This is a genomic window from Streptomyces sp. NPDC088915, from assembly GCF_044749825.1.
In the GTDB taxonomy this organism is placed as follows: Bacteria; Actinomycetota; Actinomycetes; order Streptomycetales; family Streptomycetaceae; genus Streptomyces.
In genome coordinates this window covers 571,522-585,293 of record NZ_JBIVIR010000001.1, presented here as the reverse complement: position 1 = coordinate 585,293, position 13,772 = coordinate 571,522, and the positions used below count along the sequence as shown (strand labels likewise).

Here is a 13,772-nt window from a genome sequence, read left to right as displayed (position 1 = left end):
TATGGGGAATACGCGGGGATCAGAGGGCGCAGGCCTGGGTGTCGACCTGCTGGGCGGCGGTCCGGCCGCGCTCGATGTCCCCGCGGATCTCGTCGGCCGTCAGGGCGTAGCCCGTGTTCGCGTCGTCGCGGGAGCGGGCGAAGATCACGCCGTACACCTCGCCGTCCTCGGTGAGGAGCGGGCCGCCGGAGTTGCCCTGGCGGACCGTCGCGTACAGCGAGTACACGTCCCTGTTCACCTGACCCCGGCTGTAGATGTCGGGTCCGTCGGCGCTGATGCGGCCCCGGACGCGCGCCGAGCGCACGTCGTACGCGCCGTTCTCGGGGAAACCGGCGACGATCGCGCCGTCCCCGCTGCGGGCGTCCTCGTCGGTGAAGACGAGCGGCGGGGCCTTCAGGTCCGGCACGTCCAGGACGGCGATGTCGCGCTGCCAGTCGTAGAGGACGACCTTGGCGTCGTAGAGCTTGCCCTCGCCGCCTATCTGGACGGTCGGCTCGTCGACGCCGCCGACGACGTGGGCGTTGGTCATGATGCGGCGCTCGGCGAAGACGAAGCCGGTGCCTTCGAGGACCTTGCCGCAACTCTGCGCGGTGCCGACGACCTTCACGATGGAGCGCCGGGCGCGGTCGGCGACCGGGCTGTTCGCGAGCGCCGGGTCGGGGGGCGTGACCGGAGTGATCGGCTCGTTGACGAAGGGGCTGAAGACCGGCGGGAAGCCGCTGCGGGCCAGGGTGGAGCGGAAGTCGGCGAACCAGCCGGACGCCTGTTCCGGCATCACCCGCTCCAGGCCGAGCAGGACCTTGGAGCTCCGCACCTCCTTGCCCAGGGTGGGCATCGTGGTGTTGGCGATGAGCGAGCCGATCAGCCAGGCCACGAGCAGCATCGCGACGACGTTGACCAGGGCGCCGCCCGTGGCGTCGAGGGCGCGCGCGGGCGACCAGGTGATGTGCCGGCGGAGCTTGTTGCCGAGGTGGGTGGTGAAGGCCTGGCCGACGGAGGCGGAGACGATGACGATCATCACGAAGACGACCGTCGCCGTGGTGGAGACCTCGCTGTTGTCGGTCAGCTCGTTCCAGAGGACCGGGAGCAGCAGGACGGCGACGAGGCCGCCGCCGAGGAATCCGATCACGGAGAGGATGCCGACGACGAATCCCTGGCGGTACCCGATGATCGCGAACCACACGGCGGCGAGCAGCAACAAGATGTCCAGCACGTTCACCGTCAATAGCCTCGCAGATTCGTTTCCGGTCGCCCCGGGGTCAGCCTGTCATGAGCGCCAGTCGAGCGGGACCTGCCTGGACCTGTCCCAGGGCAGCTCCCAGCCGGCGAAGTGGAGGATCCGGTCGATCACTCCGGCGGTGAAACCCCAGACCAGGGCGGATTCGACCAGGAACGCCGGGCCTTTGTGGCCGCTGGGGTGGACGGTGGTCGCGCGGTTGGCGGGGTCCGTGAGATCCGCCACGGGCACGGTGAAGACGCGGGCGGTCTCCCCGGGGTCGACGGCGTCGACCGGGCTCGGGGCGCGCCACCAGCCGAGGACCGGGGTGACGACGAAGCGGCTGACCGGGATGTAGAGCCGGGGCAGCACGCCGAAGAGCTGGACGCCGGCGGGGTCGAGCCCGGTCTCCTCCCGGGCCTCGCGCAGGGCGGCGCGCAGCAGCCCGCCGTCCTCGGGGGCGCCGTCCTCGGGGTCGAGGGCGCCGCCGGGGAAGGAGGGCTGCCCGGCGTGCGAGCGGAGGGTGCCGGCGCGCTCCATGAGGAGCAGTTCGGGGCCCCGCGCGCCCTCGCCGAAGAGGACGAGGACGGCGGACTGGCGGCCGTCCCCGCTCGCGGGCGGCAGGAAGCGGCTCAGCTGCTCGGGCCGGACGGTGCGGGCGGCCCGGTCGACGGGGGCGAGCCAGGCGGGCAGGCCGTCGCGGCTGACGAGGCCGCCGGTGCCGAGCCCGTGGGCCTCGTACCCGTGGGGCTCGTGTCCCTGGGTCTCTTCTTCAGTGCGCGTCATAGGCACCCCCGTTGGTTCACAACGCGATGGACGGACGGGATCGTTCCCGGGGCGGGGCCTCCCCCCGGCCCGGAGGCGGGCGGTGGCCCGCCGGGACGTGCGGTGGCTCGCCGGGGGCGGGCGGTGGCTTCCCGGGACGGGCGGGTGGCTCGCGGGCTCAGCCGCTCGCGCCCAGGGGCGGCGCCGGGCGGCCCGGGTAGTCGGGCGGCGGGTTGAGCCGCTGGCCGGGGAAGCCGCCCTTCTCGTACTTGAGCAGCTTCGCCGCCTTCTCGGGGTCGGTCTCGCCCTCCCCGTACGACGGGCAGAGGTGGGTGATCGGGCAGGCGCCGCACGCGGGCTTGCGGGCGTGGCAGATGCGGCGGCCGTGGAAGATCACCCGGTGCGAGAGCATGGTCCACTCGCTCTTCGGGAAGATCGTGGCGACCTCGGCCTCGATCTTCACCGGGTCGTCGGACTCGGTCCACTTCCAGCGCCGGGCGAGGCGCAGGAAGTGGGTGTCGACGGTGATGCCGGGGACCCCGAAGGCGTTCCCGAGGACGACGAAGGCGGTCTTGCGACCGACGCCGGGGAGTGCGACGAGGTCCTCCAGGCGGCCGGGCACCTCGCCGCCGAAGTCGTCCCTGAGGACGGCGGAGAGACCCATGATCGACTTCGTCTTGGCGCGGAAGAACCCGATCGGCCGGATCAGCTCCTCGACCTCCTCGGGCACGGCGGCGGCGAGGTCCTCGGGCGTGGGGTACTTCGCGAAGAGGGCGGGGGTGGTCTGGTTGACCCTCAGGTCGGTGGTCTGGGCCGAGAGGACCGTGGCGACGAGCAGCTCGAAGGGGTTGCGGAAGTCGAGTTCCGGGTGGGCGTACGGATAGACCTCGGCCAGCTCGCGGTTGATCCGGCGCGCCCGGCGGACCATCGCGAGCCGCGACTCGGGCTCGGCGCGGCTCGTCCCGGTCCGGGCCGTTCGGGTCGCCCGGGGTTCGGTCGCGCGTCCCGGCTCGCGCGCAGACTTCCGATTTGTCGCTTTCACCCGTTTCGACGCACCCTGTTCGCCCACGGCGGAATTACTTTCGGCCGACACTCTTCCAGCCCCCTTGGCCTGCGCTCTCACCGGCGAGTTGGACACGCGGCCAGCCTAGGGGCCGCCACCGACATCTGCCCCGGGCACGGCCGATCAGCCCCCGATCGGGCCCCTGACGTACGGAAGTGCGGCGCGGTGCGTCAAACTTGTTGTGATTGATCGCACTGTTTTGTACGTCCGGCATCATGGGATCCGGATCCCATGAGCAGGTCGACAGTATGGAGAGAACTCGTGGACGACGTTCTGCGGCGCGCCCCGCTCTTCGCGGCGCTCGATGACGAGCAGGCTGCCGAGCTGCGCGCCTCGATGAGTGAGGCGACGCTCGCCCGTGGCGACGCGCTCTTCCACGAGGGCGACCCCGGCGACCGCCTGTACGTGGTCACCGAGGGCAAGGTGAAGCTGCACCGCACCTCCCCCGACGGCCGCGAGAACATGCTGGCCGTCCTCGGCCCCGGTGAACTCATCGGCGAGCTGTCCCTCTTCGACCCGGGCCCGCGCACCGCCACCGCGACCGCGCTGACCGAGGTCAAGCTGCTCGGCCTGGGCCACGGGGACCTCCAGCCCTGGCTGAACGCGCGCCCCGAGGTGGCCACCGCGCTGCTGCGCGCGGTCGCCCGCCGGCTGCGCAAGACCAACGACCAGATGTCCGACCTGGTCTTCTCCGACGTGCCGGGCCGTGTCGCCCGCGCGCTCCTCGACCTGTCGCGCCGCTTCGGCGTGCAGTCGGAGGAGGGCATCCACGTGGTCCACGACCTCACCCAGGAGGAGCTGGCCCAGCTCGTCGGCGCCTCCCGCGAGACGGTCAACAAGGCGCTCGCGGACTTCGCCCAGCGCGGCTGGCTGCGCCTGGAGGCCCGCGCCGTGATCCTCCTCGACGTGGAGCGCCTCGCGAAGCGCTCGCGGTAGACACCCGAGCACGCGCGCGTACGCACGGAAAAGGCCGCCCCCGGTCCACGGGGGCGGCCTTCCGCATACTGCCGGTCAGTGCGGGATCAGCGCTTCGAACCGTCCACGATCACCGGGGCCGAGGCGCCGTTCGCGCAGGGCACGGTGTAGACCGGGTTCTTCGCCGCCGCCTCCTTGAAGGCGTCGATGCACTGGTTCATCAGGACCTTGTCCGTCAGCGAGTCGTTGAGGATCCTGTTGGCGCGGGCGATGCCCTCCGCCTCGATCCGGCGCCGGTCGGCCTCGGCCTTGGCGGTGCGGGCGGCCTCGGTGGCCCGCTCGGTGGCCTGCTGCTGCTGGATCTTGCGGTCGATCTGGCCCTGGAGGGCCTCCGAGGGCTTCACGTTGCGCAGGTTGACCGTGGTCACGTCGATGCCGCGCGGGGCCAGGCGCTCCTTGACCAGGGCGCCGATCTCCGCGTTGATCTTCTCGCGGTCGGAGGCGTAGCCCTGCTCGCTCGTGTAGCGGGCGAAGACGTTGCGGACGATCTCACGGCTGTCCGGGAAGACGAGCCGCTGCTGGATGGCGTCCTCGCTGCCCGCGAGCCGGTAGAGCTCGACGGACTTGCCCGGGACGACCGCCCACTTCACCGTCAGCTCGGCGTACATGACGCCGCCCTGCGAGGAGCGGACCTCGACCACGTCCTTGTCGGAGAGGTTGAGGTCGACGGGGCGGGTGGAGAAGGTGGTGACGCTGGTGAACGGCGACTTCAGGTGCAGGCCCGAGGTCATGGGCGAGCCGACCTTGCCGAAGGCGACCGGCACACCGACCTCGTACGCGCTGATCACGTACGTCATGCTCGTGATCAGCGAGAAGAGACCGGCGATCACGGCGCCGAGGGCACCGAGCCTGAGTCCCTTCGAGTCCTGCGCACGGGCGACGAAGTAGAGCACCACTGCGGCTATGAACAACAGGATGGCGACGACGAACACGGGCGTTCCCCCCGAAAGCTATGGCCGGAGCCACGACCAGATGTAAAGGGAGCGTAAAACACCGGTCGCCGGGGGCCGAGACCCGGGGCACGTCCTGGTTCAGGATCGTGACATGAGGGCCCCGCCGCCCGATACGCCTCCACGCGCGGGCGTGCCCCTCCCCCGGCCCCTCAGTCCCCCAGCCCCTCAGTCTCCCGGCCCTTCAGTCCCCCGGACCTTCAGCGCCTCGGTCCCCCAGCGCCTCAGATCAGCCCGCGCTCCCGCAGGTACTCCAGCTGCGCCCGCACCGACAGCTCGGCCGCCGGCCACAGCGAGCGGTCCACGTCCGCGTACACGTGGGCGACGACCTCCGGCGCCGTACGGAGGCCGTTCTCGGCCGCCGTCTCGACCTGGGCGAGCCGGCTCGCCCGGTGCGCGAGGTAGAACTCCACGGCCCCCTGCGCGTCCTCCAGGACCGGCCCGTGGCCCGGCAGGACTATGCGCACCCCGTCGTCGACGGTCAGCGAGCGCAGCCGCCGCAGCGAGTCCAGGTAGTCACCGAGCCGCCCGTCCGGGTGCGCGACCATCGTCGTCCCGCGCCCCAGGATCGTGTCGCCGGTGAGGACCGCCCGGTCGGCGGGGAGGTGGAAGGAGAGCGAGTCCGAGGTGTGCCCGGGCGTCGGGACGACCCGCAGCTCCAGGCCGCCGACCGCCACCACGTCCCCCTCGCCGAGCCCCTCGTCGCCGAGCCGGAGCGCCGGGTCGAGGGCGCGCACGGGCGTCCGGGTCAGCTCGGCGAAGCGCCCGGCGCCCTCCGCGTGGTCCGGGTGGCCGTGGGTGAGGAGGGTGAGCGCGACCCGCTTGCCGAGCTTCCCGGCGGTCTCGATCACGTTCCGCAGGTGGCCCTCGTCGAGCGGGCCGGGGTCGACGACGACGGCCAGGTCCGAGCCGGGCTCGGAGAGCAGCCAGGTGTTGGTGCCGTCGAGGGTCATGGCGGACGGGTTGGGCGCCAGGACGTTCACGGCGCGGTCGGTCGCGGGCCCGGTGGCCACGAGCCCGCGCGGCTGCCCGGGCAGGGCGGCGGCGTCGCTCATCACGCACCTCCGGCCGGGACGATCTTGGTGAACTCCTCGTGGCCCGGCCAGCTCAGGACCAGCTCCTCGCCCTCCAGGCGCGCCTGGGCGAGCACCGGGGCCAGATCCCGCGCCTCCGCCGCCGCGAGGGCCTCGGAGGCCGTCCCGTACGGCTCCAGGGTGCGCAGGGTCGAGATCGTCGGCGGCATCATGAGCAGCTCGCCCCGGTCGTAGCCGGCGGCGGCCTCCGCCGGGCGGATCCACACCGTACGGTCGGCCTCGGTGGAGGCGTTCCGGGTCCGCTGCCCGGCCGGGAGCGCGGCCACGAAGAACCAGGTGTCGTACCGGCGCTGCTCGAACTCGGGCGTGATCCAGCGGGCCCAGGCGCCGAGCAGGTCGGAGCGCAGGACGAGCCCGCGCCGGTCGAGGAAGTCGGCGAAGGACAGCTCGCGGGCGACGAGCGCCTCGCGGTCCCGCTCCCAGTCCTCGCCCGTCGTGTCCCCGACGACCCCCTCCTCGGTCTCCCCGGCGAGCAGCACGCCCGCCTCCTCGTACGTCTCGCGCACGGCGGCGCAGACCACGGCCTGGGCCTGCGCGGGGTCGTCGAGGCCGAGCCGGGCCGCCCAGGTCTCCCGGGACGGGCCCGCCCAGCGCACCGGCTGCTCGTCGCGCGGGTCGACGCCGCCGCCGGGATAGGCGTACGCGCCGCCCGCGAAGGCCATCGAGGTGCGGCGGCGCAGCATGTGGACGTCGGGCCCGGCTCCCCCGTCCCGCAGGAGCAGGACGGTGGCGGCGCGCCGGGGCACCACCGGGGTCAGCTCACCGGCGGCGAGGGCGCGGATGCGGTCGGGCCACTCCGGCGGATACCACTGTCCGTTCGACTGCTTCGACTGACCATTCGACATGGCCGGATGCTATGCGCAAGGACGGGAATGCACGAGGGCGAGCCGCCGCGGGGCCGAAAGGCACGGGTCCGGAAGGCGGGAAGACGCGCCACGCGCGCGGGGGCGCCAGGACCCGGCAAGACGCGGAGGCACCACGCGCGGGGGGCGGACGGGACGGGGAACTCCACGCACGCGGGGCCGGAAAGTACAGGGGCGCCACGCGCGCGGGGCCGGAAGGCACGAGGGCGCCACACACGCGAGGGCGCGCAAGGCACCGGGGCGGCCACACACGCGGGACCGGAAGGCACGAGGGCGCCACACACGCGAGGGCGCGCAAGGCACCGGGGCGGCCACGCGCAGGGGCGCGCAAGCTACGGGAAGGGGCGCCACGCGCGCGAACGGCCGGTCGCCCCGGTGGGGGCCGGCCGGCCGTTCGCTCACACTGCCCGCGGGGCGGTCAGGCCTCGGTCAGCTCGACCTGGACCTCGACCTCGACGGGGGCGTCGAGCGGCAGCACGGCCACGCCGACGGCGCTGCGCGCGTGCACGCCCTTCTCGCCGAGGACGGCGCCGAGCAGCTCGCTGGCGCCGTTGATCACGCCCGGCTGCCCGGTGAAGTCGGCGGCGGAGGCGACGAAGCCGACGACCTTCACGACGCGCTTGACGCGGTCGAGGTCACCGGCGACCGACTTCACGGCCGCGAGGGCGTTGAGCGCGCACGTGGCGGCGAGCTGCTTGGCCTCCTCGGCGGTGACCTCGGCGCCGACCTTGCCGGTCACCGGAAGCTTGCCGGCCACCATCGGGAGCTGGCCCGAGGTGTAGACGTACACGCCCGACTGCACGGCCGGCTGGTACGCGGCCAGCGGCGGCACGACCTCCGGCAGGGTCAGGCCCAGCTCGGCGAGCTTCGCCTCGACGGTCCCGCTCACGACTTGGGCCGCTTCAGGTAGGCCACGAGCTGCTCGGGGTTGTTCGGCCCGGGCACGACCTGGACGAGCTCCCAGCCGTCCTCGCCCCAGGTGTCCAGAATCTGCTTGGTCGCGTGCACCAGAAGCGGCACCGTGACGTACTCCCACTTGGTCATGGGCCCGACTGTATCCGCTGCCGGGGGGCGGCTTCCCGAGGCGGCTCCCCGAGGGGCCCCGGAGGGGACTCCGAGGGCTCTCCCGCGCGACCCCGAGGCGGCCCCCAGGGAGCTTCTCGGGGGCGGCCTCCTGATTGGGCGCGGCCGCCAGTGGTTAGGCTCGACAGCGTGAGCAGGCTCCAGGTCGTCAGCGGCAAGGGCGGTACCGGTAAGACGACGGTCGCCGCCGCCCTCGCCCTCGCCCTCGCGACGGAGGGGAAGCGGACCCTCCTCGTCGAGGTCGAAGGCAGGCAGGGCATCGCACAGCTCTTCGAGACGGAGGCCCTTCCGTACGAGGAGCGCAAGATCGCCGTCGCCCCGGGCGGCGGGGAGGTGTACGCGCTGGCGATCGACGCCGAGCGCGCGCTCCTCGACTACCTCCAGATGTTCTACAAGCTGGGCAGTGCGGGGCGGGCCCTGAAGAAGCTCGGCGCGATCGACTTCGCGACGACGATCGCGCCGGGCGTACGGGACGTCCTGCTGACCGGCAAGGCGTGCGAGGCGGTCCGGCGACGCGAGAAGGACGGCCGCCCGACCTATGACCACGTGGTCATGGACGCGCCGCCCACCGGCCGCATCACCCGCTTCCTGAACGTCAACGACGAGGTGGCGGGCCTGGCCAGGATCGGCCCGATACACAACCAGGCGCAGGCCGTCATGCGGGTCCTCAAGTCCCCCGAGACGGCGGTCCACCTGGTGACCCTCCTGGAGGAGATGCCGGTCCAGGAGACGGCGGACGGCATCGCGGAGCTGCGCGCGGCCGAACTGCCGGTGGGGCGGGTCGTGGTGAACATGGTCCGGCCCCACGTCCTGGACACCGCGGCGGTACGGGCCGCCTCCGGCGACCACCGGGAGGCGATCGCGAAGACCCTGGCCTCCGTCGGCGTCACGGGCTCCACGCGGCTGGTCGAGCCGCTCCTCGACGAGGCGGCCGAGCACGCCCGGCGGGTGGAGCTGGAGCGGGCGCAGCGCGCCGTCCTGGACGGCGTCGGCGTCCCGACGTACGAGCTTCCGTACCTGGGCGACGGGGGAGACGTCGCGGGGCTCTACCGACTGGCGAAGGAACTGCGGAGGCAAGGGGTGGGCGCGTGACGGAGAAGACGGCGACCGCCGGGATCGACACCGCTCCCGTCCTGGAGCTGGACCCGCTGCTCGACGACCGGGGCACCCGCATCATCGTCTGCTGCGGCGCGGGCGGGGTCGGCAAGACGACCACGGCGGCGGCCCTCGGCGTGCGGGCGGCGGAGCGCGGGCGGCGCGTCGTCGTCCTCACCATCGACCCGGCCCGCCGCCTCGCCCAGTCGATGGGGATCGACTCCCTCGACAACACCCCGCGCAAGGTGGAGGGGATCAAGGGCTCCGACGGCGGCGAGCTGCACGCGATGATGCTCGACATGAAGCGGACCTTCGACGAGATCGTCGAGGCGCACGCGGACGCCGGGCGGGCCCGGGCGATCCTGGAGAACCCCTTCTACCAGTCCCTGTCGGCCGGGTTCGCCGGTACGCAGGAGTACATGGCGATGGAGAAGCTGGGCCAGCTCCGGGCGCGGGACGAGTGGGACCTGATCGTCGTCGACACCCCGCCGTCCCGGTCGGCCCTGGACTTCCTGGACGCGCCGAAGCGGCTCGGGTCCTTCCTGGACGGGAAGTTCATCAAGCTGCTGATGGCCCCGGCGAAGGTGGGCGGCCGGGCCGGGATGAAGTTCCTCAACGTCGGCATGTCGATGATGACGGGGACGCTCGGAAAGCTGCTGGGGGGTCAGTTCCTCAAGGACGTACAGACGTTCGTGGCGGCGATGGACACGATGTTCGGCGGTTTCCGGACCCGCGCCGACGCCACGTACAAGCTGCTCCAGGCCCCGGGCACGGCCTTCCTCGTGGTGGCCACGCCGGAGCGGGACGCGCTGCGCGAGGCCGCGTACTTCGTGGAGCGGCTGGCCGCGGAGCGGATGCCGCTGGCCGGTCTCGTCCTCAACCGCGTGCACGGCAGCGGGGCCGCCGGCCTCTCGGCGGAGCGGGCGCGGGCCGCCGCGGAAAATCTTGACGAGGGTCGCATTGTGGATCAGGGGGACGGGAAGACTGGTCAGCGTGGCTCCCCGGCCACCGACCCCGAGCCGTCCGAACTCGCCACCGCCGCCGCACCTTCCGCACCCGTCACACCTGCCGTACCCGCCGGATCCGAGGCTGCCCCCACAGCCGCGGCCGATCCGGCCGCACAGCACGCCGACGCATCCGAAGCACGCGACACGCACGACGAGCACGACGCACACCCCACAGACGCACATCACACAGCCGCGCACCTCACACGCGACCCGCACGACGACACCGCGGGCGACGCCGTGGACGTACGGCAGCTCACCGCAGGGCTCCTGCACCTGCATGCCGAGCGCATGCGGGTGCTCGCGCGCGAGCAGCACACGCGCGACCGCTTCACCGCGCGCCACCCCGAGGTGGCGGTGGCGGAAGTGGCCGCCCTGCCCGGCGATGTGCACGACCTCGCCGGGCTGCGGGCCATCGGTGACCGGCTCACCGGCGGGCGAACGCCCCCGGCCTGAGCCGTCTCCGCCCTCTCCGGATCGTCTGAGATCGCCCGGAGGGTTTCCGCGCGTCGGGGCGTGCGCCCCGGCGCGTTCAGCCGACCGCCGCGTACGCCTCGTACGTCGCGTCGTCGTCCATCGCCACGGGCAGCAGGCCCGCTCCCCGCTCGTACTCCGTGCGCGCGGTCTCCAGGAGCCGGCGCCACGAGGTGACGGTCGGTCTCCGGCGCAGCAGGGCGCGGCGCTCGCGCTCCGTCATGCCGCCCCACACGCCGAACTCCACGCGGTTGTCGAGGGCGTCGGCGAGGCACTCGGTCCGCACCGGGCATCCGGTGCACACCGCCTTCGCCCTGTTCTGCGCCGCTCCCTGCACGAAAAGTTCATCCGGATCGGTAGTGCGGCAGGCCGCCTGCGCACTCCAGTCAGCTACCCAGCCCATACCGGCGCCGTCCTCTCCCGAATCGAGGCTCCCCCACGGCGGCAGCGGCATATTCACCGCTGCCAGTTGGGACGTTACGGAAGGTGGGCACAGCGCAACACCCCCTTCGGGCCCAATCTTGAATGGCCCGAACGGACTATGCGTGCGCGTCAGATCACCCAGGGGAGTGATCGATGGACATGCGTGGGATAACGGACATACCTCGTGGATATGCCCTTCCTCGGCGGTGTCACTTGGGACGCCGCGTGACGCATGTGCCGGAATCGGACACGAGCTTCCCGCGTTTCGGGGTCACGGGAATTCATGCCGCCGTCACAACCGGGCCTTGTTGTCGGACCGCACTGCTGTGACAGTTGTGAGCAGCTTAGGCCAAGGCCTGGGCGCGTGTCCGGCGAATGGAAACCTGGGCACGCGCGTGTCCGGTCCGGCCCTCGGGAAGTCCACGTGCCGCCCCCGGATGTCACGGTCCGGTACCCGAACGCTCCGAGGGGCCCCGCTCCCGCTGTTCGCTCATGTCTACGGATTAGGCTGCCCCCCATGGCAAAGAAGCGCTCGGGCGGTGGTCTGACCGGGACCCAGCAGGCCGCCAAGTTCCTCGGTGTCAGTGTGCTCGCGGGAGCCGTGCTGGCAGGCATCGCCCTGCCCGCGGCCGGGGCACTCGGGCTGGCCGCGAAGGGCACGGTCGAGGGGTTCGACGAGATCCCCTCGAACCTGAAGACCCCGCCGCTGAGTCAGCGCACCAAGATCCTCGACTCCGAGGGCGGCCTGATCGCCACGGTGTACTCGCGGGACCGGACGGTCGTCCCGATCGAGAAGATCTCCCCGTACATGCAGAAGGCGATCGTCGCGATCGAGGACGGGCGCTTCTACGAGCACGGGGCGATCGACCTCAAGGGCGTGCTGCGCGCGATCAACCGCAACGCGCAGTCCGGCGGGGTCTCCGAGGGCGCGTCGACCCTCACCCAGCAGTACGTGAAGAACGTCTTCGTCGAGGAGGCCGGCGACGACCCCGAGAAGGTCGCGCAGGCCACCCAGCAGACCATCGGCCGCAAGGTCCGCGAGCTGAAGTTCGCGATCCAGGTCGAGGAGGAGCTGGGCAAGAAGAAGATCCTGGAGAACTACCTCAACATCACGTTCTTCGGGCAGCAGGCGTACGGCATCGAGGCCGCCTCCCAGCGGTACTTCTCCAAGCACGCCGCCGACCTGACCCTCGGCGAGGCGGCGATGATGGCCGGTCTCGTGCAGTCGCCCAGCCGCTACGACCCGATCAACGACGTCGAGGAAGCGACCAAGCGCCGCAACGTGGTCCTCCAGCGGATGGCCGACGTGAAGGACATCAGCCAGGCCGAGGCGGACGAGGCGAAGGCAGCCCCGCTGAAGCTGAAGGTCAAGACCCCGAAGAACGGCTGCATCACCGCCGTCGACGGCGCGGGCTTCTTCTGCGACTACGTCCGCAAGACGATCCTCAGCGACCCGGTCTTCGGCAAGACGGCCGAGGAGCGCCAGAAGCTGTGGAACCTGGGCGGCCTCACCGTCAAGACCACGCTCAGCCCGCGCGCCCAGGCCGCCGCCAACGAGGCCGCCATCGCGAAGGTCAACAAGGACGACCCGGTCGCCACCTCGGTGGTGCAGGTCCAGCCCGGCACCGGCAAGATCCTCTCGATGGGCCAGTCCCGCCCGTACGGCCTGGACCCGAAGAAGAACGAGACGACGCTCAACCTCGCCGTCAGCAACCGGATGGGCGGCAGCACGTACGGCTTCCAGGTCGGCTCGACCTTCAAGCCGTTCACCGCGGCCGCGGCCCTGGAGAAGGGCATCAGCCCGGCGCAGTCCTACACCACGCCGTGGAAGATCAAGGTGAACGAGAGCACCTTCCGCGACTGCAAGGGCGCCCCCGCCGGCGGCAGCGACTGGGAGCCGGAGAACGAGCTGGAGTCCGAGGCCGGCTCCTGGGACATGACGGGTGCGCTCAGCAAGTCCATCAACACCTACTTCGTGCTCCTGGAGCAGCAGGCCGGTCTGTGCGAGACGGCCCAGATGGCGCAGAAGCTGGGGTACGCGCGCGGTGACGGCAAGCCGCTCGACGTGACGCCGGCGCTCACCCTCGGCAGCCAGGTCAGCACCCCGCTGGCGATGGCGTCCGCCTACGCGGCCTTCGCCAACCGCGGTCTGTACTGCACCCCGGTCGCCATCGAGTCGATCAAGGCCGCCAACGGCGACAAGCTCAACGTGCCGCAGACGAAGTGCACGCGGGCGATGAGCGACCGGACCGCCGACACGGTCAACCAGATGCTGAAGGGCGTCGTCGAGGACGGCACCGGTCAGAAGGCCGGTCTCAGCGACCGCGACAACGCGGGCAAGACCGGTACGACCAACGACCGCAAGGACGCCTGGTTCGTCGGCTACACCCCGAACCTCTCCACCGCGGTCTGGGTCGGCGACGACGTCGGCGAGCAGAAGCCGATGCACGACATCACCATCGGCGGCCAGTACTACGACAAGGTCTGCGGTGGCTGCCTCCCCGGACCGATCTGGCGGATCGCGATGACCGGTGCGCTGGACGCCGGCGAGACCCCGTCCTTCACCCCCGTCTCCGTGCCGCGGGCCGAGAACCCCAAGGACAAGGAGAAGGAGGGGGACGAGGGCCCGAACAAGCCGGGGAAGCCGAACAAGCCCCGTGACGGCAAGCCCGGCGACCGCAGGCCGCACATTCCCGGGATCACGTTCCCGTAGTTCCCGTAGTTCCCGTAGTTCCCGTAGTTCCCGTAGTTCCCGTAGTTCCCGTAG

General features: G+C 71.8%; 13 protein-coding genes. 4 read left to right on the top strand and 9 right to left on the bottom strand.

Going from position 1 to position 13,772, the window contains the following annotated elements; all coding sequences use genetic code 11:
* Window positions 1-19 precede the first annotated feature (19 nt).
* The 3 genes from ACIP5O_RS02830 to nth all read right to left on the bottom strand — a co-directional run bounded on the left by ACIP5O_RS02830 (window position 20) and on the right by nth (window position 3,119).
* Window positions 20-1,219 (bottom strand): MarP family serine protease, encoded by a 1,200-nt coding sequence (locus tag ACIP5O_RS02830; RefSeq protein ID WP_401287743.1) that lies wholly within the window; start codon window positions 1,217-1,219, stop codon window positions 20-22.
* A 48-nt stretch (window positions 1,220-1,267) separates the two neighbouring features.
* A complete protein-coding gene (locus ACIP5O_RS02825; protein WP_356539218.1) occupies window positions 1,268-2,002 on the bottom strand; it encodes a CoA pyrophosphatase in 735 nt (244 codons plus the stop codon).
* 157 nt (window positions 2,003-2,159) lie between these two features.
* A complete protein-coding gene (gene nth, locus ACIP5O_RS02820; protein ID WP_401287740.1) occupies window positions 2,160-3,119 on the bottom strand; it encodes an endonuclease III in 960 nt (319 codons plus the stop codon).
* 186 nt (window positions 3,120-3,305) lie between these two features.
* Here nth and ACIP5O_RS02815 point away from each other — a divergent pair, with 186 nt between their 5' ends.
* Window positions 3,306-3,980 carry a Crp/Fnr family transcriptional regulator gene (locus ACIP5O_RS02815; protein WP_015034542.1) on the top strand — a complete coding sequence of 225 codons (675 nt, stop codon included), beginning with the start codon at window positions 3,306-3,308 and terminating at the stop codon, window positions 3,978-3,980.
* Between the two features lie 86 nt (window positions 3,981-4,066).
* Here ACIP5O_RS02815 and ACIP5O_RS02810 read toward each other — a convergent pair whose 3' ends face one another.
* The 5 genes from ACIP5O_RS02810 to ACIP5O_RS02790 form a co-directional block, all read right to left on the bottom strand.
* The gene (locus tag ACIP5O_RS02810) at window positions 4,067-4,951 is read right to left on the bottom strand and encodes an SPFH domain-containing protein (protein ID WP_401287737.1); all 885 of its coding nucleotides are present in this window, start codon (window positions 4,949-4,951) and stop codon (window positions 4,067-4,069) included.
* A gap of 242 nt (window positions 4,952-5,193) precedes the next feature.
* The gene (locus ACIP5O_RS02805; RefSeq protein WP_401287734.1) at window positions 5,194-6,024 is read right to left on the bottom strand and encodes an MBL fold metallo-hydrolase; all 831 of its coding nucleotides are present in this window, start codon (window positions 6,022-6,024) and stop codon (window positions 5,194-5,196) included.
* Window positions 6,024-6,908 carry an NUDIX hydrolase gene (locus ACIP5O_RS02800; protein WP_401287732.1) on the bottom strand — a complete coding sequence of 295 codons (885 nt, stop codon included), beginning with the start codon at window positions 6,906-6,908 and terminating at the stop codon, window positions 6,024-6,026. The genes ACIP5O_RS02805 and ACIP5O_RS02800 overlap by 1 nt, the downstream gene beginning before the upstream one ends.
* A 436-nt stretch (window positions 6,909-7,344) precedes the next feature.
* The gene (locus ACIP5O_RS02795; protein ID WP_062754176.1) at window positions 7,345-7,815 is read right to left on the bottom strand and encodes a RidA family protein; all 471 of its coding nucleotides are present in this window, start codon (window positions 7,813-7,815) and stop codon (window positions 7,345-7,347) included.
* Window positions 7,812-7,970 (bottom strand): DUF4177 domain-containing protein, encoded by a 159-nt coding sequence (locus ACIP5O_RS02790; RefSeq protein ID WP_106969341.1) that lies wholly within the window; start codon window positions 7,968-7,970, stop codon window positions 7,812-7,814. Before ACIP5O_RS02790 ends, ACIP5O_RS02795 begins: the two co-directional genes overlap by 4 nt.
* Window positions 7,971-8,138: 168 nt before the next feature.
* Between ACIP5O_RS02790 and ACIP5O_RS02785 the strand changes: the two genes are divergently transcribed.
* Together ACIP5O_RS02785 and ACIP5O_RS02780 are read left to right on the top strand one after the other, a co-directional pair.
* Window positions 8,139-9,101, top strand: a complete 963-nt coding sequence (locus ACIP5O_RS02785) for an ArsA family ATPase (RefSeq protein ID WP_401287730.1) — start codon at window positions 8,139-8,141, stop codon at window positions 9,099-9,101.
* The gene (locus ACIP5O_RS02780) at window positions 9,098-10,564 is read left to right on the top strand and encodes an ArsA family ATPase (protein WP_401287727.1); all 1,467 of its coding nucleotides are present in this window, start codon (window positions 9,098-9,100) and stop codon (window positions 10,562-10,564) included. Before ACIP5O_RS02785 ends, ACIP5O_RS02780 begins: the two co-directional genes overlap by 4 nt.
* Window positions 10,565-10,640: 76 nt before the next feature.
* Here the strand turns inward: ACIP5O_RS02780 and ACIP5O_RS02775 are convergent, their stop codons facing one another.
* The gene (locus tag ACIP5O_RS02775) at window positions 10,641-10,985 is read right to left on the bottom strand and encodes a WhiB family transcriptional regulator (RefSeq protein WP_030206027.1); all 345 of its coding nucleotides are present in this window, start codon (window positions 10,983-10,985) and stop codon (window positions 10,641-10,643) included.
* A 537-nt stretch (window positions 10,986-11,522) separates the two neighbouring features.
* On the opposite strand from ACIP5O_RS02775, the gene ACIP5O_RS02770 reads away from it, so the two are divergent.
* Window positions 11,523-13,718 (top strand): transglycosylase domain-containing protein, encoded by a 2,196-nt coding sequence (locus ACIP5O_RS02770; RefSeq protein WP_401287723.1) that lies wholly within the window; start codon window positions 11,523-11,525, stop codon window positions 13,716-13,718.
* The last annotated feature ends 54 nt before the right edge of the window (window positions 13,719-13,772 follow it).

Excerpts from the sequence above, each read along its gene's own strand:
- ACIP5O_RS02825 (WP_356539218.1), bottom strand. The coding sequence starts at position 2,002 with ATGACGCGCACTGAAGAAGAGACCCAGGGACACGAGCCCCACGGGTAC.
- ACIP5O_RS02805 (WP_401287734.1), bottom strand. The coding sequence starts at position 6,024 with ATGAGCGACGCCGCCGCCCTGCCCGGGCAGCCGCGCGGGCTCGTGGCC.
- ACIP5O_RS02800 (WP_401287732.1), bottom strand. The coding sequence starts at position 6,908 with ATGTCGAATGGTCAGTCGAAGCAGTCGAACGGACAGTGGTATCCGCCG.
- ACIP5O_RS02790 (WP_106969341.1), bottom strand. The coding sequence starts at position 7,970 with ATGACCAAGTGGGAGTACGTCACGGTGCCGCTTCTGGTGCACGCGACC.
- ACIP5O_RS02775 (WP_030206027.1), bottom strand. The coding sequence starts at position 10,985 with ATGGGCTGGGTAGCTGACTGGAGTGCGCAGGCGGCCTGCCGCACTACC.
- ACIP5O_RS02770 (WP_401287723.1), top strand. The coding sequence starts at position 11,523 with ATGGCAAAGAAGCGCTCGGGCGGTGGTCTGACCGGGACCCAGCAGGCC.